The sequence below is a fragment of the Aurantimonas sp. genome, assembly GCF_964217435.1.
Lineage (GTDB): Bacteria > Pseudomonadota > Alphaproteobacteria > Rhizobiales > Rhizobiaceae > Aurantimonas > Aurantimonas coralicida.
In genome coordinates, this window is the sequence record NZ_CAXPJM010000027.1 from 159,982 (window position 1) to 179,276 (window position 19,295).

A 19,295-nucleotide genomic window follows, 5' to 3' on the forward strand; every position below is an offset into this window, starting at 1 on the left:
CCAGTGCCAAACGGCGGGAGGAGGTGCCGTCGGCGGCTGACTGCAGTGGAACATAGCCATCGGCGGATTCGGCACCACGCCCAATTCGGTATGTGAGCCATGCGCTTGACGCATGACTAGACGCGGCGCCTGTGCTTGATCGTCATAGCAAAACCCGATCGACCGATCGGCAAAACCGATGGAGCCCGGCGCGGCGGTTAACCGCATGCGCAGCTTTCGGCGGCACCCGGCTACCCGCCAACATGCGATAGCCCTAATGTCGGGTTAACAACGGTGAGCGGCTCGACCCGCATCGACGAATGTCTGAAGGGCCAGGGGCCGATGAGCGCATCGCAATCCTATACGCTGCGCGGGCAGTTGACCCGCCTCGACACGACAACCCGCATCACGCTGGCGGTGCTGGCGCTGGCCAGCGGCGTCTACACCTATCTCGGCGTGCGCGAGCTGCTCGACGGCACGGCGACGACGGTGTTCCTGGGTGCCATCGTCTATTCCTCGGCGGTCTCCGTCGCGATCTACGCCTTCTGGTCCTATCTGATGCGGTTCATGCCGCATGTGCGCCAGCCGGGCAGCCGGCGGATGCTCTATGTCGCGATGGGCCTCGGCGCGGCGATGATCATCGCCATGTCGTCCTGGCTGAATGCCGCGGCGCTGGCGGGTGCGGCGGCGCTGGAGCAGCATCTGGCGGTCACCACCGAGGAATATCAGGGCAAGCTGAACGAGGCGCATGAGAACGCGCTGGCGGCCCAGAGCCTTCTGCCCGACATCCAGCTCGCCTCGCAGCGCTTCGCCCGGCTCTCCGAGCAGGAGGCCCGCTCGGGCGTTCTCACCGGCACGTCGGGCTCGGGCACGGTGGTGCAGCTGCTGCGCCAGATGTCGAACCAGCTCACGGGGCTTCAGGGCGAGATCACCGCCTCGCGCGAAGACGTCAAGACGCTGTTCGGGGAGGGCGGCGAGCGCCTGTCGGCGATGCGCCAGCTCGTGTCCTCGCAGGGGCCGATCGCCGACCGTGCCAATGCCTATGCCGAGCAGGCGGTGGCCCTGTCGGGGCTGATCACCGCCCTGCAGCAGACCTCCGTGGCGCCGACCGTGCGCCGCGCGGCGGAGGATCTCGGCCGCACCTTCATCGCGCCGATCGCCGACGGCGCCGACGACGATCTGCGCACCCGCCAGAGCGAGGTCGTGGGCCGGGTCGAGACCGCCGTGCAGGCCCAGAGCCAGGCCCTGGCGGCCGCCGCCGACGAGATTCTCGCGCGGCCGGTGGTGGTGCCGGTGCGCTTCACGCCGCTGTCCTCGCCCGAAGCCGTCATCCGCTATGCCCGCGACTTCCTGCCGTCCTGGGCCGGCGCGATCTCCATCGATCTGTTGCCGGCGGTGCTGATCTTCATCCTGTGCATCGTCCAGGACGTGATCCGCCGCGAGGACGGCGAGGAGATGGAGACCGGCGACATGAGCGCGGCGGAACTGATGCGGGCGATCCGCATCCAGAAGAAGCTGCGCACGGCCGAAACCGACGAGACGCTGCCGGCGGCGGCGCGCGCCGACATGGCGACCCACGACCCGCGGGACGTCCCGGACGACGACATCGTCCAGGCCAACACCGCCGGCGGGCCGACGCCGTTTCCCAAGACCGTGGTGCGCTGAACCGCGATGATCGGCGAGGAGGCATCACCGGGACGCGTCGAACGGCTGATCCGGGCGATCCCCGAGGGCGCGGTCCTGCGCGGCGTCTTCGTGGCGCTGCTCGTCATCGCCGGCTCGATCGCCTTCCTCGACTACCGGCAACTGGCCGAGGCATCGGCCGACCGCGAGCGCATCAGCCGCACCGAACCGATGCCGCTGGCGCGTCCCGAGCCGGGCGACCAGGTGCGCCCCTATCTGCCGAAGACGATCCCTGTGGCGCCCGACCGGGGCGTGCCGAGCCTGCCGGGCTGGGACGGTCCGGTGGACGGCGAGGCGATGGCCGAGCGCATGCGATTCGTCGCCGGGCCGGACGGTGCGATCAGCGCGATCGGGCGGATCGAGATCGGCACCGCGGGCGATTTCCGCGATTTCCTGGCGAGCCCCGAGGCGGCCGGAGCCCGCACCCTCTACCTGCATTCGCCGGGCGGCGCGGTGGACGACGCGATCCTCATGGCGCGCGAGCTGCGCGAGCGGCGCCTGTCCACCATGGTGCCGGCCGACGGCTATTGCGCCTCGGCCTGTCCGCTGGTGCTGGCCGGTGGCCTGACCCGCAAGGCGGGGCAGGGTGCCTGGGTGGGCGTCCACCAGGTCTATGCGCTGCCGCTCTCGGACGTGTCGCGCGACATCGACCGGTCGATCGCCGGGGTTCAGGAGACCATTGCCCGGTGCCAGGAACTGCTGGTGGCGATGGGCGTCGATCCGGCGGTATGGATCAAGGCGATGCAGACCCCGGCGGACAGCCTCTACGTGCTGACGCGGGACGAGCTGATCGCCTTTCGCATGGTGCGTCCGTTCCCCGACGACGCCAGCTTCATCGGCCCGCCGGCGCCGCCGGCCTTGCCGGTTCCGACGCTGTCGGCGGCGGGTGACGGCGCGGCGGACCCGGCCGCACCGGACGGTTCCGGCTGACGCTGCGGCGTCTTCGCTCAGCTAACCTGATGAATCTGCAACCGTTACATGCAGCGGAAGCTGCTGTTTGCGCTTCGCATTCGGTGAACAAACCGTTAATTCTCGAATTCAGTGATTCGCGAAACGAAAACGGCGGTTGGAGCACGCATGGATTCTGAGTTCTTTGCGCTGGTCATGGACCACGACCCCAACCTCGTCTTCGTGAAGGACGAGAACAGCGTCATTCTCTACGCGAACCGCGCCTTTCTCGAAGTCTTCCCCCCGGAAAAACGGGACGGCATCATCGGCACCACTACCATCGAGGATTTCCAGCCCGACGAGGCGGCGCTGTTCCTCGCCGAGGACCGCCGCGCCATGGCACTCGGCCGCAGCGAGATCGTCGAGGACGTGAGCGACTACACCGGGCGCAAGCGCGTGCTTCTGACCCGCAAGATCGGCTTTACCTGCCTGTCCGGCGCGCCGCGGCTTCTGGCGATCTCCACCGACATCACCGAACTGGCCGAGCGCGAGCGGCATCTGGCCGACGCCAACGACCGGCTGGCCAAGTTCTCGGCCTTCGCGGCGCATGACCTGCGCTCGCCGATCAGCAGCATCGTCAGCGCGCTGGACATGATCCGGCACGACCGGGACACCACGCTCAGCCCGCGCGCCGAAAGTTATGTCGACCTGATGATGAAGAGCGGCCACGGCCTGGCCCGGCAGGTCACCTCGCTGCTGGAATCGGCCAAGGCGGAGAACCGGGCGGAGCTGGCGACCCGCGAGACCGACCTGAACCTCCTGATGAACGAGATCCATTTCAACCTCTCCTCGCGGCTGCAGGGCGTCGGCGCGACACTGCACAGCGCCCGCCTGCCCAATCTCGACGTCGAGCCGCACCTCTTCCGGCAATTGCTGCAGAACCTCATCGAGAACGCGCTCGCCCACCACGGCGACCGGCCGCCCATGGTGATCGTGCGGCACGAGGAGATCGCGGCCGAGCACCTCATCTCGGTGGAGGACAACGGCATCGGCATCGCGCCCGGCGAGATGGAGAGCGTGTTCGAGGAGTTCGAGCAGGGCGAGCGCGCCGAGGGCGGCACCGGCATCGGCCTGGCGCTCTGCCGCCGTGTCGTCGGCCTGCATCAGGGCCGGATCAGCATCGATGCGGCCTATCAGGACGGCTGCCGGGTAGTGGTGGCGCTGCCCAAGGAAGCGGTCGCCAGGGGGGCTCTGCGGCACGTCGCCTGAGGCGCGTTTGCGAGCCTCTATTCCAGGTGCTTGACGACCCGCAGGATGATCAGCGTCAGGACGACGGCGATCACCGCGAGCAGATATTCGCCGAGGCCGCAGGCCAGCCCCACGGCGCCGGCCAGCCAGAGCGAGGCACCGGTGGTCAGCCCCTTCACCCGGCCGCGCGCCTGGATGATGACCCCGGCCGCCAGGAAGGCGATGCCGCTGGTCACCGCCTCGACGATGCGGATCGGGTCGGCCCGGGTCGAGTCGCTGTCGAAGCGGTCGATCAGCACGACCATCAAAAGGGTGAAGAGGCAGGCGCCGATTGCCACCAGCATGTGGGTGCGCAGGCCCGCGGCATGTTCGCCGCTCTCGCGCTCGTAGCCGACGATGCCCCCGAGGAGTGCCGCCGCGAAGAGCCGCGCGGTCTGTTGAATGATTTCCCGAAGGGCCGGCTCGTTGAAGAGATCGGTCATGGCATCCTCCCCGCTGTCGCGACTCGGCCGGCGCAAGCCGGACAGGAGGTCGCGTGACAAATTCCTACATGCAGAGGAGAATGCGACGGGCATGCGCGCCGGCAAGGGGCAGCGCGCGGACGGCGTGCGTTCAGGCGGGGCGGGCCGCGGTGTCGCCGGCCGGCACGATCTGGTCGAGCCAGGCGAAAAGCCCCGCCAGGGCCGGCTCGCGATAGAGCGGCACCTCGTTCAGCGTCTCGTGGCGGGCCCCCTCGACGATCTGAAGGGTGACGTCCCTGACGCCGGCGAGGCGCAGCCGTCCGGCCAGCACCGTGACTGCTTCGCCCTTGTCCGTCGCCGGGTCGGCTGTGCCGCCGAGGCAGTGGACGGGGAGCTCGGCCGGCAGCATCGCCAGGCCCGCGTCCGAACCGCCCTGGAAGATCAGCGCCATGACGTCCTCCATCATCGACAGGGTCGGCGCGAAGCCGCAGAGCGGATCGGCGATGAAGGCGTCGACCGCCGCCGGATCGTGGGACAGCCAGTCCTGCATGGTGCGGCGGGGCGAGATCGCCTTGCCCCAGGCCTCGAAGGTGGCGCGCTGCAGGATGCCGCTGGGCACGTCGGAACCCTTCAGCGCCTTCTCCACCTTGAGCGCCAGCCGGCCGACGCGCTCCTCCAGCCCGGCGGTGAAATTGGCGTTCCAGACGGCGACGCCGCCCAGATCGCGGCCATGGCGCTCGGCGTAATTGAGGGCGATGAGGCCGCCCATCGAATGGCCGAAGACGATCACCGGCAGGCCCGGATGGCGGGCGATGGCGTCCAGATGCACGGCGCGGCAGTCGGTCAGCACCTTCTCGGCGCCGTTGCGGCGGGCGAAACGGCGCAGCGGCGCATCCGCCGCCGTGGTCGAGCCATGACCGCGATGATCATGGGCAAAGACGTGGAAGCCCTTCGCGGCGAGCGCCGCGGCGAATTCGCCGTAGCGTCCGGCGTGTTCGGACAGGCCGTGATGGACGAGCACGATGGCGCGGGCAGGGTCCGTTGCCTGCGCATGATGGACATGGAGCGCGGCGCCGGTCTTGGTGTCGAGTGTGTAGCTGCCGTCGAACATGTCGTGTCTCCGCGTCTCAATGCCGGACGATAGCCGGATTCGCCGGGTCGCGCACGGCGCTCGGGCGCGGAATGGGGGCAGAATGGGCGGCCTGTCCGTTGCGCGCGGGCGATGCCGGGCGACGATGCGGGTTTCGCCTTTCGCCCGCCGCGGTTCCGCTCTATCGCCGGGATCATGACACGCACGGTTCTCGCCATCCTCCTTCTTCTCGCAGCCTTTCCGGTTGCCGCGCAGACGCCCGTGACCGGCCGCTTCATCGCCGAGGCGCGCTGTCCGGCGCTGGCCTCGCTGGCCAATCCGTCCAATCCCGGGACCGTCGCCACCGAGCCCGGCAAGGCCTATGCGCTGATCGCGCGCAGTGGCGCGCCGGCGACCCATTATCTCCTCCGCATTCCGGGCGCCGAGCCGGACCGGCGCTGGGTCGCGGTCGGCTGCGGCCGGATCGAGGCCGCCGCCGACAACGCGGCGTCCTGACCGCAAGTCCCTCACGCGCTTGTGCCAGGCCGTGCGGCGGTTGGCCGATCGGCATTCGACGTGCACAATCGGCTCGGGCTGGACGGGAGGAGGACGCCGCATGAACGGCTTCGCACGGAACGGCATGATCGCAATGGGGCTGGCGCTGATCCTGGCATGGTCCGGGACGAGCGGCGCGCGCGCACAGGAGCCGCTGGAGGGCTTCGTCATCGCCCGCGAGGCCTGCGACGCGACCTTGTCCATTCGCGGCGGTCCCGACCGGCAGAGAGAGCGGCTGGTCGTCGACCGGGCCTACAAGCTGATCGGCGAGAACCGCCGCGACGGCAGCCATTATCAGGTGGAAATTCCGGGCGCCGATCCGGCGCAGCGCTGGATCGCCAAGACCTGCGGCGAGCGTGTGCGCCGCGTCGAGACGGCGGGCGAAGGATCCGCGCCGGCCCGCCGGCGGGACCCCGATGCCGGGCGCAATGCCCATCGCGATCTGGTGCTGGCGATCAGCTGGCAGCCGGCCTTCTGCGAGACCCGGCCGGGGCGGCCCGAATGCCGGTCGCAACGCGCGGGCCGCTTCGATGCTGACAATTTCTCGCTGCACGGCCTGTGGCCGCAGCCGCGCGGCACCGAATATTGCGGCGTCGCACCGGCGCAGCAGCGGATCGACAAGGCCGGGCGCTGGTCCGACCTCGCCCCGTTGCCGCTTGAGCCCGACACCGCGGTGGCGCTGGCTGAGGCGATGCCCGGCGCCCGCTCCGCCCTCGACCGCCACGAATGGCTGCGCCACGGCACCTGCTACCGGGCCGATGCCGAGGAATATTTCGCCGATTCGCTCATCGTGCTTGGCGCGATCAACGCCTCGCCGGTGCGCCGGCTGTTTGCCGGGGCGATCGGGCGGGAGGTGAGGGCGGCCGAGATCCGCGACGCCTTCGACGCGGCGTTCGGCCGCGGCGCCGGCCAGCGGGTACGGGTCGGCTGCGTCAATGACGGCGGCCGCCGGATCGTGCGGGAACTGATCGTCGGCCTGAAGGGTGAGATCACGCCGGAGGCGGATGTCGGTGCGCTGATCCGGGCGGCGCCACGCATGCGGGGCGGCTGTGCCGCCGGGATCGTCGACCCCGTCGGCCTGCAGTGAGAGGCGCGCGACCGCGTCGCCGGAACGGACCGCGCGCTTGCGTCACTATTGCTAAGACGCCATGATCGCGAGTGGAATGGGGTGCCGGCGCAGCAGGGAAGTTGCTTGAAGCGTGCAGACTGATTTGCAGAAAGACGTCGACGCGATCGGCAGGATTCCGGCGGTCCCGACGATTCTCGAGGTCTTGGCCCGCGTCACGGGCATGCGCTTCGTCGCCGTGGCCCGGGTCACGGGCGAGCGCTGGGTCACCTGCAGCGCCCTCGACCGGATCGGCTTCGGCCTCACCCCCGGCGACGAATTGCAGGTGGAGACCACGATCTGCCACGAGATCGAGGAAAGCCGTCAGGCCGTCATCATCGACGACGTCGAGCAGGACGGCATCTACTGCAATCATCCCACGCCGAAGATGTACGGCTTCCGCAGTTATATCTCGGTGCCGATCATCCGCGCCGACGGGGCGTTCTTCGGCACGCTCTGCGCCATCGATCCGCTGCCGGCGACCCTCAAGGACGAGACAACCGCCGGCATGTTCACGCTGTTTGCCGACCTGATCGCCTCGCATCTCGACGGCCAGGAGAAGCTGGCGACGAGCGAGGCGGAACTCGCCAATGCGCGGGAACTGGCCCATCTGCGCGAGCAGTTCATCGCGGTTCTCGGCCACGATCTGCGCAACCCGCTCGCCTCCATCGACGCCGGCGTCAGCATGCTGGCGAAGCGGCCGCTGGACGAGCGCGCGCGGAACATCGTCGGGCTGATGCGCGGCAGCGTCGTGCGCATGGGCGGCATCATCGACAACGTGCTCGATCTGGCCCGGGCGCGGCTCGGCGGCGGCCTCAGCCTGTCTCGCGACGCCGATGTGCCGATCGAGGAGACGCTGCGCCAGGTGGTCGACGAGTTGCGCTCCATCCGGCCGGATGCCCGGGTCGAGGTGGATCTGACGATCGACCGCCCGGTGCCCTGCGACCGTTCGCGGGTCGGCCAGCTCCTGTCGAACCTTCTCGGCAACGCCCTGACCCACGGCGCCGAGGACCGGCCGATCATGGTCGAGGCGCGCACCGACGACGGCGGATTCGAGCTGTCGGTGCGCAATCACGGCGCGCCGATCCCGGACGCGGCGATGGGCAATCTGTTCCAGCCGTTCTTTCGCGCCGACACGCGTCCGAGCCAGCAGGGGCTGGGTCTCGGCCTCTACATCGCCTCGCAGATCGCCGAGGCCCATGACGGCACGCTGGACGCCGCCTCGACGCCGGACGAGACCCGCTTCACCTTCCGCATGCCGATCTGAGAACGCGTCTTTGGGGGCGGGAGCGATGCCGGTTCGCGCGGCCTGAAAGCACGCTCGGCAATTAATCGATAGCCGGGTGTGGAACCCGCACGGCCTGCCTCTTGCGCCGACCTTCGTTCTGTGACCGATACGCGAGATGAAGCGGTCGCTCGAGACGGCCTGCGGAACACACGATCCGGACAATTCGCGCCTCTCGGCTCTCCCAGCCGTCGCTCCCGCCCTTCGGCAAGGACGGTGAGGGGGCGGGGATGGCGGATTCGGCCACGGGCACTAACTGGTGGCCGGGGTGAGCAGAGGCGATGTTAAGAGCATGACAGATCAGCAGGTTGGCGACGCCTCTTCGGCCATTCCGGCATTTCTGGCCGGCGGCGGCGCCACGGGCGAATGCCTGCGCGCATTCCCTTGGGCGGAAACGCCGCTCGGGCCGCCGCGGCACTGGCCGCCGGCGCTGAAGACGCTGGTCGGCGTCATGCTGTCGTCCAACCAGGCCATGTTCATTGCCTGGGGGCCGGACCGCACGCTGCTCTACAACGATGCCTATTCCGAGATCCTCGCATCGAAGCACCCTGCAGCGCTCGGCCGCGACTTCCTCGACGTGTGGCAGGAGATCCGCGCCGACCTCGTGCCGATCGTCGACCAGGCCTATGCGGGCGAGCCGGTCCACATGGACGACATCACGCTGCACATGCAGCGCCGGGGCTATCTCGAGGAGACGCATTTCAGCTTCTCCTACACCCCCGTGCGCGACGAGACCGGCACCATCGCCGGCTTCTTCTGTCCCTGCAACGAGATCACCGGCCAGGTGCTGGCCGAACGCCGCCTGCGCGAGAGCGAGGCCCGCGCCAAGGGCGTTCTCGACGGGATGGGCGAGGGTTTTGCCCTGCTCGACCGGGAGTTCCGGGTGATCGACTTCAATGTCGAGGCCGAGCGTCTGGAAAGCCGCCCGCGCGAGGAACTGATCGGGCGCTCGCACTGGGAGCTCTATCCGGGGACTGAGGACGGCGAACTCGGCCGGCTCTACAAGAAGGCGATGAGCGAGCGGGTCCCGGTCGCGCTGGAGCATCGCTATGTCTGGCCCGACGGCCGGGCGATCTGGGTCGAGGCGCGGGCCTATCCGGTCGAGGACGGGCTTGCGGTGTTCTTCCGCGACGTGACCGAGCAGAAGCAGACCGAGGCCGTGGCGCGGGAAACCGCCGAGCGCTACCGCCTGGCTGTTCGCGCCACCAACGACGCGATCTGGGACTGGCACTTCGCCACCAATCACGTGCTCTGGAACGAGGCGCTGGAGACCGCCTATGGTCACAAGCCGGACGATGTCGAGCCGACCGGCGAATGGTGGATCGGCCACATTCACCCGGAGGACCGTGCGCGGGTCGACGCCAGCATCCATGCGGCGATCGACGGGACGGAGACCAGCTGGGTCGACGAATACCGGTTCCTGCGCGCCGACGGCAGCTATGCGGACGTGCTCGACCGCGGCCATGTGATCCGCGACGACAGCGGCCAGGCGGTGCGCATGCTCGGGGCGATGCTGGATCTGACCGAGCAGCGTCGCAGCCAGGCGGCGCTCCGCGAGAGCGAGGCGCGGTTCCGGACCTTCGCCGAAGCGCTGCCGCTGGTGCTGTTCACCACCGATGCCGACGGGCGCTACGACTACACCAACCCGTTCCTGCAGGCCTTTACCGGCATGTCGGCCGAGGCGCTGGCGGGCTTCGGCTGGAGCGAGGCGCTGCATCCCGACGACCGCGCCCGGGCGCTGGCCGTCTGGGCCGAGCGGCGCGCCGCCGAAGAGCCGTTCGAGATCGAGTACCGCCTGCGCCGCGAGGACGGGGTCTATCGCTGGTTCCTCGGCCGCTGCGTGCCGGCCCGTGCCGCGCAGGCGGGCGCGGCCTTGCGCTGGATCGGCACCTGCGTCGACATGCAGGACATCGTCGAGGCGCGCGATGCCAAGGCGCGGCAAAGCGAGGATCTGGAACGCCTGGTGGCCGAGCGCACGGCGGACCGCGACCGCATGTGGCGTCTGTCGACCGACCTGATGCTGGTGGCGCGGTTCGACGGCACCATCCTTGCCACCAACCCGGCCTGGACGACGCTGCTCGGCTGGGACGAGGCGGATCTCGTCGGCACCTCCTTCCTCGACCTGATCCATCCCGACGATACCGAAGCCACGAAGGCCGAGGCCGGCCGGCTTTCCGACGGTCTTTCGACCTTGCGCTTCGAGAACCGCTACCGCACACGGGACGGCAGCTATGTCTGGCTGTCCTGGACGGCCGTGCCCGACGAGCAGTTCATCCACGCGGTTGCCCGCGACGTGAACGCCGAGAAGGACGCCGCCGCCGAGCTGGAGCGGGCGCAGGAAGCGCTGCGCCAGTCGCAGAAGATGGAAGCCGTCGGCCAGCTCACCGGCGGGCTGGCCCATGATTTCAACAACCTCCTGGCTGGCATTTCGGGCTCGCTGGACCTGATGGGCACACGCCTGGCGCAGGGGCGGCTGAGCGAAGCCGACCGCTATCTCGTCGCGGCCCAGGGCGCGGCCAAGCGCGCCGCGGCGCTGACGCACCGGCTGCTCGCCTTCTCGCGGCGCCAGACGCTCGATCCCAAGCCGACCAACACCGGCGCCCTGATCAGCGGCATGGAGGAACTGATCCGGCGCACGGTCGGGCCGGCGATCGGCGTCGAGAGCGTCGTCGGCGGCGGCGTGTGGAGCGTTCTCGTCGATCCCAACCAGCTCGAAAACGCGCTGCTGAACCTCTGCATCAATGCCCGCGACGCCATGCCGGACGGCGGCAAGATCACCATCGAGACGGCGAACCGCTGGCTTGACGGCCGCGCGGCGCGGGAGCGCGATCTCGCCCCCGGCCAGTACATCTCGCTCTGCGTCAGCGACAATGGCTCGGGCATGACGCCGGACGTGGTGGAGAAGGCCTTCGATCCGTTCTTCACCACCAAGCCGATCGGCATGGGCACCGGCCTCGGCCTGTCGATGATCTACGGTTTTGCCCGCCAGTCGGGCGGCCAGGTGCGGATCTATTCGGAGCTCGGCCAGGGCACGATGGTGTGCATTTACCTGCCGCGCTATCTCGGCACCAAGGACGACAGCGAGGACGCGGCGCTGCCGGTGCCGGCGGTCGCGCCGACCGAGACCGGCAGGACGGTGCTGGTGATCGACGACGAGCCGCTGGTGCGCATGCTGGTCGTCGATGTTCTGGAGGAGCTCGGCTACACCGCACTCGAGGCCGGCGACGGTCCCTCGGGCATGAAGGTGATCGAATCCGAGGCCCGCATCGACCTGCTGATCACCGATGTCGGCCTGCCGAACGGCATGAACGGGCGGCAGGTGGCCGAAGCGGCGCGGCAGGTGCGCGCCGGCCTGAAGGTGCTGTTCATCACCGGCTATGCCGAGAACGCCGTCCTCAATCACGGCCATCTGGAACACGGCATGCAGGTGGTGACCAAGCCCTTCGACATGGGCGACCTGACCCGGCGCATCCAGACGATCATCGCCGACGACTGAGCCCGCGCGCGGCGGAGCCGATGTTTCCCGCCGCGCGACGCCGGGTGATCGCGAGCGGACGCCCGGACGTGCAATCCGGACGCCGGGGCATGGTCACGCCCTGCCGGACGCGCCACTCATGGCGGGACGCCGGCACTGATCCGGCGTCGCGCACAGGAGTTCAGGGCGATGCTGCGGTCCGCGACGATCTCGGGAGTGATGCTGGCCATGCTGACCGTCGGGGCGGGCACGGCGCCTGCCAAGGCCGCTGAAGTGTGCGGCCTCGATCCCAATGGCGACTATTACCTGTCGGTCCGGGAAGGCCCGGGCTCGCGCTATCCGGAACTGACCCGGCTGGGTCAGCGGACCTATGTCGACATCATCGATTCCAATGACGACGGGTCCTGGTACGTCGTCGAGGCCGATGGCGAGCCGACCGGCTGGGTCTATGCCGGCTATATCTGCCAGTAGGCGTCGGTTCCCGCTCAGCAACAAGCGCCCGCCGGATCGATCGCGACAAGCCGGCCCAGCAGCGCCCGTCGAGAGCGCTGCAGGGGCATGCGGATCACACGACGCGCAGGTCGTCGTAGGACACCATCACGTGCTCGCGATAGGCCGGGCGCTCGGTGAGGGCGGCGTAATAGCGTTCGATGGCCGGATGGGACGGCCGGTCGATGGGCAGGTCGTAATAGCGGTAGAGCAGGTGGCCGAACTGCAGGTCGGCGAGGGTGAAGTCCTTGCCGGCGATGTAGCCGTGTTCGGCGATGCGCGCCTCGGCGATGTCGAAGCGGGGCTTCAGCGCCTGGACCGCCGCGGCGATGGCGGCGGCGTTGCGGTCGGCCTCCGGGACCCGGACGATCTGCCAGAACACCGGGCCGCTGAAATTCAGCCAGATGTTGAGCTTGGCCCATTCGGCCCATTTGTCGATCTGGGCGCGGGCCGAGACGTCGTCCGGCCAGAACGGCGCGGCACCGTAGCGGCTGGCGAGATAGCGCAGGATCACGGCGGATTCGAACAGCGGCTCGTCGTCGCCATCCTTCAGCACCGGCACGAGACCGTTGGGGTTCATCGCCCGGTATTCCGGCGTGTCGGTGCCGCCGTATTTGTGGCCGGCGTCGTGGCGTGTCGCCTTGAGCCCGAGTTCGGCGATGCCCCACATCACCACCTGGACATTCGACGAATTCCGGCGTCCCCATACGGTCAGCATGTCTCTTCCCCTCGCTTGCGATCCCTCGTGGCGCCAGTGATGCGGCAGGGCGTCGCGCTTGGCAACCGCGATGCCGGGGACGCCGCGCCGGTGCCACGGCGCGCGCCTGCCGCGGTCAGAAACGCTCGACGAAGGGGCGCAGCTCGATCTCCCAGCTCCAGGCCGAGCGATGCTGGTCGATCAGCGCCAGATAGGTCCCGGCGATCGCCTCGGGATCGAGCATGGTATCGGGCTGGTCGGCCGGCTCGCTGCGGCCCGGATTGCGGATGGCGCCGTCAATGACGACGTGGCCGACATGGACGTTCTGCGGATGCAGTTCGCGGGCCATGGACTGGGCGAGGCCGCGCAGGGCGAACTTGCCCATGGCGAAGGGGGCCGACCGGGCAAAGCCCTTCACGCCGGCCGAGGCGCCGGTGAAGAGGATGGTGCCGTGGCCTTGTGCGAGCATGCGCCGGGCAGAGGCCTGGGCGACGAGGAAGGCGCCATAGGCGGTGACGTCCAGCGCCCGGCGGACCTCGGCTGGGTCGAGATCGACCAGCGGGCCGCGCACCCGCGCCGACGGATTGTAGATCGCCACCGCGAGGTCGCCGTCGATGCCGTCCACCTGTTCGAACAGGCGGGAGACGGCGGCCGGATCGGCGGCGTCGCAGGCGGCGGTCGTCGCACCGGTCTCGGCTTCGAGATCGGCGAGCTTGTCGGTATCGCGGGCAGCCAGCACCAGATGATGCCCGCGGGCGGCGAGCTGGCGGGCGAGCGATGCGGAAAGGCCGTCGCCGACCCCCACGATCAGGGCGATGGACATGGGCTGGCTCCTCGGCAGCGTTGCGGCTGGCGACAAGGATAGGCGAGCGGTGCGCTGTTGCGAGGGAGCGTCTGCCGCGCCTCTTCGCGTCGCTGCCGTTGCTCCGCCTGCTCCGATGGCTTACGTACGGCGCAACTTCTCTTTCCATCTCGATACGGAGCGGCAGCGCGCAATGGCACGCCAGTTCATCTATCACATGTCCGGACTTTCGAAGGCCTACGGCAACAAGAAGGTCCTGGAGAACATCCATCTCTCCTTCTACCCCGACGCCAAGATCGGCATTCTCGGCCCGAACGGCGCCGGCAAGTCGACGCTGCTGAAGATCATGGCCGGCGAGGACAAGGATTATACGGGCGAGGCCTGGGCCGCCGAGGGCGCGACCGTCGGCTACCTGCCGCAGGAGCCGCATCTCGACGAGTCGAAGACGGTGTTCGAGAACGTCATGCTCGGCGTCGCCGACAAGCAGGCGATCCTCGACCGCTACAACGAACTGATGATGAACTACTCCGAGGAGACCGCGGAGGAGGGCGCCAAGCTCCAGGACGTCATCGACGCCCAGAATTTGTGGGACCTGGAGAACCAGGTGGAGATGGCGATGGACGCGCTGCGCTGCCCGCCGCCGGACGCCGAGATCGCCCCGCTGTCGGGCGGTGAGAAGCGCCGCGTCGCGCTGTGCCAGCTGCTCCTGTCCAAGCCCGACATCCTGCTGCTCGACGAGCCGACCAACCATCTCGACGCCGAGACGATCCTGTGGCTGGAAAAGCACCTGCGTGAGTACGAGGGCTCGGTGCTGATGATCACCCATGATCGCTACTTCCTCGACAACGTCACCGGCTGGATTCTCGAGCTCGATCGCGGCCATGGCGTGCCCTACGAGGGCAACTACTCGGTCTATCTGGAGAAGAAGCAGAAGCGCATGCAGCAGGAGGGCCGCGAGGACGACGCCCGCATGCGTGCCATCACCCGCGAGCGCGAGTGGATCCAGCAGGGCGCCAAGGCCCGCCAGACCAAGTCGAAGGCGCGTATCCGGGCCTATAACGAGCTGGTCGAGGCCGCCGAGAACCGCAAGCCGGCGGACGGCAAGATCGTCATCCCGACCGGCGAGCGCCTCGGCAACCGGGTTATCGAGGTCGAGAACCTGACCAAGAGCTACGGCGACCGGGTGCTGATCGAGAACCTCTCCTTCAAGCTGCCGGCGGGCGGCATCGTCGGCATCATCGGCCCGAACGGCGCCGGCAAGTCGACGCTGTTCAAGATGCTCACCGGCCAGGAGAAGCCCGACAGCGGCGAGATCAAGATCGGCGAGACCGTCGATCTCGGCTATGTCGATCAGAGCCGCGACGACCTGACGCCGAACAACACCGTCTGGGAGGAAATCTCCGGCGGCGTCGACATCATGAAGCTCGGCAAATACGAGATGAACAGCCGCGCCTATGTCGGCAACTTCAACTTCAAAGGCCCGAACCAGCAGCAGAAGGTCGGCACCCTGTCGGGCGGCCAGCGCAACCGCGTGCATCTCGCCAAGATGCTGAAGTCCGGCTCCAACGTCATCCTGCTCGACGAGCCGACCAACGATCTCGACACCGAGACGCTGACGGCGCTGGAGGATGCGCTGGAGGAATACGCCGGCTGCGCCGTGGTCATCAGCCATGACCGCATGTTCCTCGACCGGCTGGCGACGCACATCCTCGCCTTCGAGGGCGACAGCCATGTCGAATGGTTCGAGGGCAATTTCGAGGATTACGAGCAGGACAAGATCCGCCGCCTCGGCCCCGAGTCGGTCAATCCGAAGCGTCCGACCTACAAGCGCCTGACCCGCTGACGGGTTCGCGCCGGTCCGGTTTCCGGAAGGGAGCCGGACCGGCGTACGGGACCGGACGGTTAACAGGGTGTTAGCCGGCTATCGGTCGCGGTTGTGTCCTGCTACTTTGTCCGCGCGCAATGGGCGCGAGGGAGGGCAGCCGTGACGAACAGACGTCTATCCACGATCGCGACCCTCGCCGGAGCGGGGCTTCTGATCCTCGGCCATGCGGGTGCGCAGGCCAAGCCCGCGGAGTGCTACAGCACCGACGACGGCTATTTCGACTGCGACTTCCAGATGACCGATTCGGCCGGAAGCTTCACCATCACCGGCCCGGACGTGACCTATATCCTCGTCATCGACAGCCCGGGCTATGCCTCCGGCTTCGTCAATCTGGGCCATCGCAACGTTCCTCTGCCGGGCACCTATGTGCGCGAGCGCGGCGACCCGGCCTGCTGGTCGAGCGCCGCGACCGATACGCGCATCTGCGCCTGGTAAGGTTTTGTTCGCGCTGTCGCTTCCCTGTGAAGATTCATCATGGCATCAGCAACCAAATGGCAGGGATGGCATTTTAGGATGACGGGGGACGAGGGGTGGAATAACGGTGCATTGCGGCGCCGGTGTCCGTCCGGCCTCCATTGAAGACGAGACGAATTCGCACGGCGCCGGCCCCCGGGGGGTCGCCTGCCGTCAACAAGGGCGCGGATGTGCCGACAGACAAGCCGAACCCCACCAAGGTGTCCGCCCGATACCGTCCGACATCTCCTCACGATCCGGCCGGAACGGGGCGCGGACCCGACGGGATGACGGGCATGGATTGCAGGTCCTCCGCGCTGGCATGAACGATCTCGTCTTCGCCCATATCTTCGACGTGCTTCCCAGCCCCTACATGGTGCTGGACCGGGAGCTGCGATACGTTTCGGTGAACCGCGCCTACGAGCAGGCCGTTCTGAAGCAGCGCGACGAACTCGTCGGCCGGCCGCTGTTCGACCTGTTTCCCAATGAGGGCGAGAGCGGCCGGCGGCTGCGGGCGTCCTTCGCCGAGGTCCTGGAGACCGGCGAACCCGACACGATCGCCTTCATTCCCTACGAGATTCCACGGCCGCAATCGGAAGGCGGCGGCGTCGAGGAACGCTACTGGACCGCCACGCACACGCCGATCCTCGATGATGACGGCGCGGTCGCCTTCATCGTGCAGAACACCGTGGACGTGACCGAGATCGTGCGGCTGAAGCAGGCGAGCACCGTGCCGAGCGCCGCCGTGCCGGGCGAACTGGCGCTGCTGCGCAATGCCCGCGAGGTCGAGGAGGCCTATCAGGAGACCCGCTCCGAGAGCGAGGAGTTCCGCCGGCTGTTCCGGCAGGCGCCGGGCATGATCGCGGTGCTGCAGGGACCCGAGCACGTCGCCGTCTTCGCCAATGACAGCTATGCCCGCTTCGTCGGCCATCGCGACGTGATCGGCCTGCCGATCCGAGAGGCGCTGCCCGAAGTGGCGGGGCAGGGCTTCTTCGAGATGCTCGACGCGGTCTATGCCGAGGGCAAGTCCTTCACCGGCGAGGGCGTGCGCCTGCTCATCCACGGCGAGGGCGACGAGGGGCTGAGCGAGACCTTCATCGATTTCACCTACAATCCGATCCGCGATGCCGAAGGCCGCGTGACCGGCGTCTTCGTGCAGGGCGCCGACCGGACCGACGCGATCCGCGCCGCCGATCGCCAGCGGCTTTTGATCGACGAGCTCAATCACCGGGTGAAGAACACGCTCTCCACCGTCCAGTCGATGGCGCGCCAGAGCTTCCGCAAGCTGCCGCAGGCCCAGGAGGCGCGGGCCGCCTTCGACGCGCGCATTCTGGCGCTGAGCCACGCCCACAATGTTCTGGCGGAGCGGCGCTGGGAGGCGGCGGGGCTCCGCGTGCTGCTGCGCCAGGAGCTGTCGCCATTCCCGCGCAGCCAGGTCACCATGTCCGGGCCGGAGGTTCATCTGACGGCCCGCTCGGCGATCGCCCTGAGCATGGTGTTCCACGAGCTGGCCGCCAACGCGGCCGCCTACGGCGCGCTGTCGAGCGACGAGGGCGAGCTGGTGGTGAGCTGGCAGGTCGCCGGCGAAGGCACCGGCCGCCATCTGTCCATCGCCTGGACGGAGACGGCCGGAGCGCCGGTTTCCGCGAACCCGCTCGTCGAGGGGTTCGGCATGCGCATGCTGCACCGTGTGGTCGAAGGCGAACTATCCGGTACGCTGTCCCTTGACCTTGCCTCCGGCGGCCTCATCTGCCGTATCGAACTGGCCCTGTCCGAGGTGGAGGAATTTGCAAGCACAGCCGCATAACACTGCTCGTGACGTCGCCGGACTGAAGGTGTTCGTGGTCGAGGACGAGAGCCTCGTCGCCATGCAACTGGAAGACATGCTGTTCGACCTCGGCTGCGAGGTCGTCGGACTGGCCATGCGGCTGAAGCGCGCCCATGACATGCTGGATTCCGGCATGGCGATCGACGTGGCCATTCTCGACGTCAATATCGGGGGCGAGAAGATCTATCCGGTCGCCACGCGGCTGCGGGAAGCCGGCATCCCGATCGTCTTCGCCACTGGCTACGGCCGCGAGGGGCTGGAGACCGAATGGCAGGTTTGCCCGGTGCTGCAGAAGCCCTACAGCGCCAGCCAGATCGAGCATTCCATCCTCGCCGTCACCGACTGAGGACCGCCCGGTTCGCGTCCTGTTGGACGCTGCTGGCGGAGGTTGGGAGCCATGCGCTCCCATGTCGTGCCCGTCAGGAGCGGCTCCCTGACTCTGCGAGCTCAGTGGGGGTTTCGCCATATTCCGCAAAGGCCTGGCGCAGGATCGCGACAGACGAGGTGAGGAACAGGCCGGCCATGACCGCGGCGACCGCAAGGTCCGGCCAGGCCGAGCCCGAGCCCCACACGCCGAGGGCCGCGACCATCACCACCACATTGCCGATCGCGTCGTTGCGCGAGCACAGCCAGACCGAGCGCACATTGGCGTCGCCGTCCTTGTAGCGCATCAGGAGGCCGACCGAGGCCAGGTTGGCGGCAAGCGCCAAGAGCCCGATCAGCCCCATGATCTGGGCGCTGGGAACGCCGAGCACCAAGACCTGATAGGCCGTCGAGCCGAACACCCACAGCGCCATCAGGCTGAGCGAGACGCCCTTGAACAGGGCTGCCGAAGCGCGGATCTTCAGGCTGGCGCCGATGACCGCCAGGCTGAGGCCGTAGGTCAGCGTGTCACCGAGGAAGTCCAGCGCATCGGCCATGAGCGCCTGCGACCCGGCGATGCGGCCGGCGCCCATCTCGACGAGGAACATCGCGCCGTTGATGGCGATGACCGTCCACAGGATGCGCTTGTAGCGCGGATCGACGCCGTCGAAGACGGGCACGCCGCCCGAGCAACCGCAGGCGGCGGACGCTGCCGGTTCGGCTGCTGGCGGCTCGGTCGGGGCTGCGGGTGTGGCGGTGCTGGCGCAGCAATGGTCGGCCATCGCGGGGCTCCTTTTCATGCGTTCGGCGCGACCCTACAATCTCCAGTGACTGGAGAAGCAAGGGCGAAATCCGATGAATCTCGCAATCGGCGACCTGTCGCGCCGCACCGGCGTGAAGATCCCGACCATCCGCTATTACGAGGAGATCGGCCTGCTGCCGGCGCCGCCGCGCAGTGCCGGCAACCGGCGGCTTTATGGCGAGGCGCATCTGCGCCGCCTCGGCTTCGTACGCCATGCGCGCGAACTCG

At 68.4% G+C, this 19,295-nt stretch carries 18 protein-coding genes; 13 read left to right on the plus strand and 5 right to left on the minus strand.

Going from position 1 to position 19,295, the window contains the following annotated elements; translation table 11 throughout:
* Window positions 1-321 precede the first annotated feature (321 nt).
* From ACEQX1_RS11840 to ACEQX1_RS11850, 3 genes are all read left to right on the plus strand, one after another.
* Window positions 322-1,644, plus strand: a complete 1,323-nt coding sequence (locus ACEQX1_RS11840; RefSeq protein ID WP_370196862.1) for a hypothetical protein — start codon at window positions 322-324, stop codon at window positions 1,642-1,644.
* 6 nt (window positions 1,645-1,650) lie between these two features.
* Window positions 1,651-2,592 (plus strand): hypothetical protein, encoded by a 942-nt coding sequence (locus ACEQX1_RS11845; RefSeq protein ID WP_370196856.1) that lies wholly within the window; start codon window positions 1,651-1,653, stop codon window positions 2,590-2,592.
* Between the two features lie 147 nt (window positions 2,593-2,739).
* Window positions 2,740-3,819, plus strand: a complete 1,080-nt coding sequence (locus tag ACEQX1_RS11850; protein ID WP_370194558.1) for an ATP-binding protein — start codon at window positions 2,740-2,742, stop codon at window positions 3,817-3,819.
* Between the two features lie 17 nt (window positions 3,820-3,836).
* On the opposite strand, the gene ACEQX1_RS11855 is transcribed toward ACEQX1_RS11850, so the two are convergent.
* Both ACEQX1_RS11855 and ACEQX1_RS11860 read right to left on the minus strand, forming a co-directional pair.
* Window positions 3,837-4,280 (minus strand): MgtC/SapB family protein, encoded by a 444-nt coding sequence (locus ACEQX1_RS11855; protein ID WP_370194559.1) that lies wholly within the window; start codon window positions 4,278-4,280, stop codon window positions 3,837-3,839.
* Window positions 4,281-4,410: 130 nt separating this feature from the next.
* A complete protein-coding gene (locus ACEQX1_RS11860; RefSeq protein WP_370194560.1) occupies window positions 4,411-5,370 on the minus strand; it encodes an alpha/beta fold hydrolase in 960 nt (319 codons plus the stop codon).
* A 174-nt stretch (window positions 5,371-5,544) separates the two neighbouring features.
* Here ACEQX1_RS11860 and ACEQX1_RS11865 point away from each other — a divergent pair, with 174 nt between their 5' ends.
* The 5 genes from ACEQX1_RS11865 (at window position 5,545) to ACEQX1_RS11885 (ending at window position 12,219) form a co-directional block, all read left to right on the plus strand.
* Window positions 5,545-5,844, plus strand: a complete 300-nt coding sequence (locus ACEQX1_RS11865) for a hypothetical protein (RefSeq protein ID WP_370194561.1) — start codon at window positions 5,545-5,547, stop codon at window positions 5,842-5,844.
* A gap of 100 nt (window positions 5,845-5,944) precedes the next feature.
* A complete protein-coding gene (locus ACEQX1_RS11870; protein ID WP_370194562.1) occupies window positions 5,945-6,970 on the plus strand; it encodes a ribonuclease T2 in 1,026 nt (341 codons plus the stop codon).
* A 112-nt stretch (window positions 6,971-7,082) separates the two neighbouring features.
* On the plus strand, window positions 7,083-8,255 hold the full coding sequence (locus tag ACEQX1_RS11875) for a GAF domain-containing sensor histidine kinase (protein ID WP_024352044.1): 1,173 nt from the start codon (window positions 7,083-7,085) through the stop codon (window positions 8,253-8,255).
* 310 nt (window positions 8,256-8,565) lie between these two features.
* Entirely contained in the window at window positions 8,566-11,769 is a 3,204-nt protein-coding gene (locus ACEQX1_RS11880; protein WP_370196857.1) for a PAS domain S-box protein, read from the plus strand.
* 168 nt (window positions 11,770-11,937) lie between these two features.
* A complete protein-coding gene (locus tag ACEQX1_RS11885) occupies window positions 11,938-12,219 on the plus strand; it encodes an SH3 domain-containing protein (protein ID WP_370196159.1) in 282 nt (93 codons plus the stop codon).
* A gap of 94 nt (window positions 12,220-12,313) precedes the next feature.
* On the opposite strand, the gene ACEQX1_RS11890 is transcribed toward ACEQX1_RS11885, so the two are convergent.
* Both ACEQX1_RS11890 and ACEQX1_RS11895 read right to left on the minus strand, forming a co-directional pair.
* The gene (locus tag ACEQX1_RS11890; protein WP_370196160.1) at window positions 12,314-12,955 is read right to left on the minus strand and encodes a glutathione S-transferase family protein; all 642 of its coding nucleotides are present in this window, start codon (window positions 12,953-12,955) and stop codon (window positions 12,314-12,316) included.
* Window positions 12,956-13,070: 115 nt separating this feature from the next.
* Window positions 13,071-13,757 (minus strand): SDR family NAD(P)-dependent oxidoreductase, encoded by a 687-nt coding sequence (locus ACEQX1_RS11895; protein WP_370196161.1) that lies wholly within the window; start codon window positions 13,755-13,757, stop codon window positions 13,071-13,073.
* Window positions 13,758-13,929: 172 nt separating this feature from the next.
* Here ACEQX1_RS11895 and ettA point away from each other — a divergent pair, with 172 nt between their 5' ends.
* The 4 genes from ettA to ACEQX1_RS11915 all read left to right on the plus strand — a co-directional run bounded on the left by ettA (window position 13,930) and on the right by ACEQX1_RS11915 (window position 18,248).
* Window positions 13,930-15,579 (plus strand): energy-dependent translational throttle protein EttA, encoded by a 1,650-nt coding sequence (gene ettA / locus ACEQX1_RS11900; protein WP_370196162.1) that lies wholly within the window; start codon window positions 13,930-13,932, stop codon window positions 15,577-15,579.
* Window positions 15,580-15,720: 141 nt separating this feature from the next.
* Window positions 15,721-16,056, plus strand: a complete 336-nt coding sequence (locus tag ACEQX1_RS11905; protein WP_187390528.1) for a hypothetical protein — start codon at window positions 15,721-15,723, stop codon at window positions 16,054-16,056.
* A gap of 340 nt (window positions 16,057-16,396) precedes the next feature.
* Entirely contained in the window at window positions 16,397-17,881 is a 1,485-nt protein-coding gene (locus tag ACEQX1_RS11910; protein ID WP_370196858.1) for a sensor histidine kinase, read from the plus strand.
* A complete protein-coding gene (locus ACEQX1_RS11915; protein ID WP_230784557.1) occupies window positions 17,862-18,248 on the plus strand; it encodes a response regulator in 387 nt (128 codons plus the stop codon). Before ACEQX1_RS11910 ends, ACEQX1_RS11915 begins: the two co-directional genes overlap by 20 nt.
* A gap of 73 nt (window positions 18,249-18,321) precedes the next feature.
* Here ACEQX1_RS11915 and ACEQX1_RS11920 read toward each other — a convergent pair whose 3' ends face one another.
* Window positions 18,322-19,047, minus strand: a complete 726-nt coding sequence (locus ACEQX1_RS11920) for a cation transporter (RefSeq protein ID WP_370196164.1) — start codon at window positions 19,045-19,047, stop codon at window positions 18,322-18,324.
* 73 nt (window positions 19,048-19,120) lie between these two features.
* On the opposite strand from ACEQX1_RS11920, the gene ACEQX1_RS11925 reads away from it, so the two are divergent.
* On the plus strand, window positions 19,121-19,295 hold a 175-nt coding region (locus tag ACEQX1_RS11925), incomplete at its 3' end, for a MerR family DNA-binding transcriptional regulator (protein ID WP_370196863.1).

What these genes read in the sequence shown, in the direction of transcription:
- ACEQX1_RS11840 (WP_370196862.1), top strand. Translation starts at nt 322, where the DNA reads ATGAGCGCATCGCAATCCTATACGCTGCGCGGGCAGTTGACCCGCCTC.
- ACEQX1_RS11845 (WP_370196856.1), top strand. Translation starts at nt 1,651, where the DNA reads ATGATCGGCGAGGAGGCATCACCGGGACGCGTCGAACGGCTGATCCGG.
- ACEQX1_RS11850 (WP_370194558.1), top strand. Translation starts at nt 2,740, where the DNA reads ATGGATTCTGAGTTCTTTGCGCTGGTCATGGACCACGACCCCAACCTC.
- ACEQX1_RS11855 (WP_370194559.1), bottom strand. Translation starts at nt 4,280, where the DNA reads ATGACCGATCTCTTCAACGAGCCGGCCCTTCGGGAAATCATTCAACAG.
- ACEQX1_RS11860 (WP_370194560.1), bottom strand. Translation starts at nt 5,370, where the DNA reads ATGTTCGACGGCAGCTACACACTCGACACCAAGACCGGCGCCGCGCTC.
- ACEQX1_RS11865 (WP_370194561.1), top strand. Translation starts at nt 5,545, where the DNA reads ATGACACGCACGGTTCTCGCCATCCTCCTTCTTCTCGCAGCCTTTCCG.
- ACEQX1_RS11870 (WP_370194562.1), top strand. Translation starts at nt 5,945, where the DNA reads ATGAACGGCTTCGCACGGAACGGCATGATCGCAATGGGGCTGGCGCTG.
- ACEQX1_RS11880 (WP_370196857.1), top strand. Translation starts at nt 8,566, where the DNA reads ATGACAGATCAGCAGGTTGGCGACGCCTCTTCGGCCATTCCGGCATTT.
- ACEQX1_RS11885 (WP_370196159.1), top strand. Translation starts at nt 11,938, where the DNA reads ATGCTGCGGTCCGCGACGATCTCGGGAGTGATGCTGGCCATGCTGACC.
- ACEQX1_RS11890 (WP_370196160.1), bottom strand. Translation starts at nt 12,955, where the DNA reads ATGCTGACCGTATGGGGACGCCGGAATTCGTCGAATGTCCAGGTGGTG.
- ACEQX1_RS11895 (WP_370196161.1), bottom strand. Translation starts at nt 13,757, where the DNA reads ATGTCCATCGCCCTGATCGTGGGGGTCGGCGACGGCCTTTCCGCATCG.
- ettA (WP_370196162.1), top strand. Translation starts at nt 13,930, where the DNA reads ATGGCACGCCAGTTCATCTATCACATGTCCGGACTTTCGAAGGCCTAC.
- ACEQX1_RS11910 (WP_370196858.1), top strand. Translation starts at nt 16,397, where the DNA reads ATGAACGATCTCGTCTTCGCCCATATCTTCGACGTGCTTCCCAGCCCC.
- ACEQX1_RS11920 (WP_370196164.1), bottom strand. Translation starts at nt 19,047, where the DNA reads ATGGCCGACCATTGCTGCGCCAGCACCGCCACACCCGCAGCCCCGACC.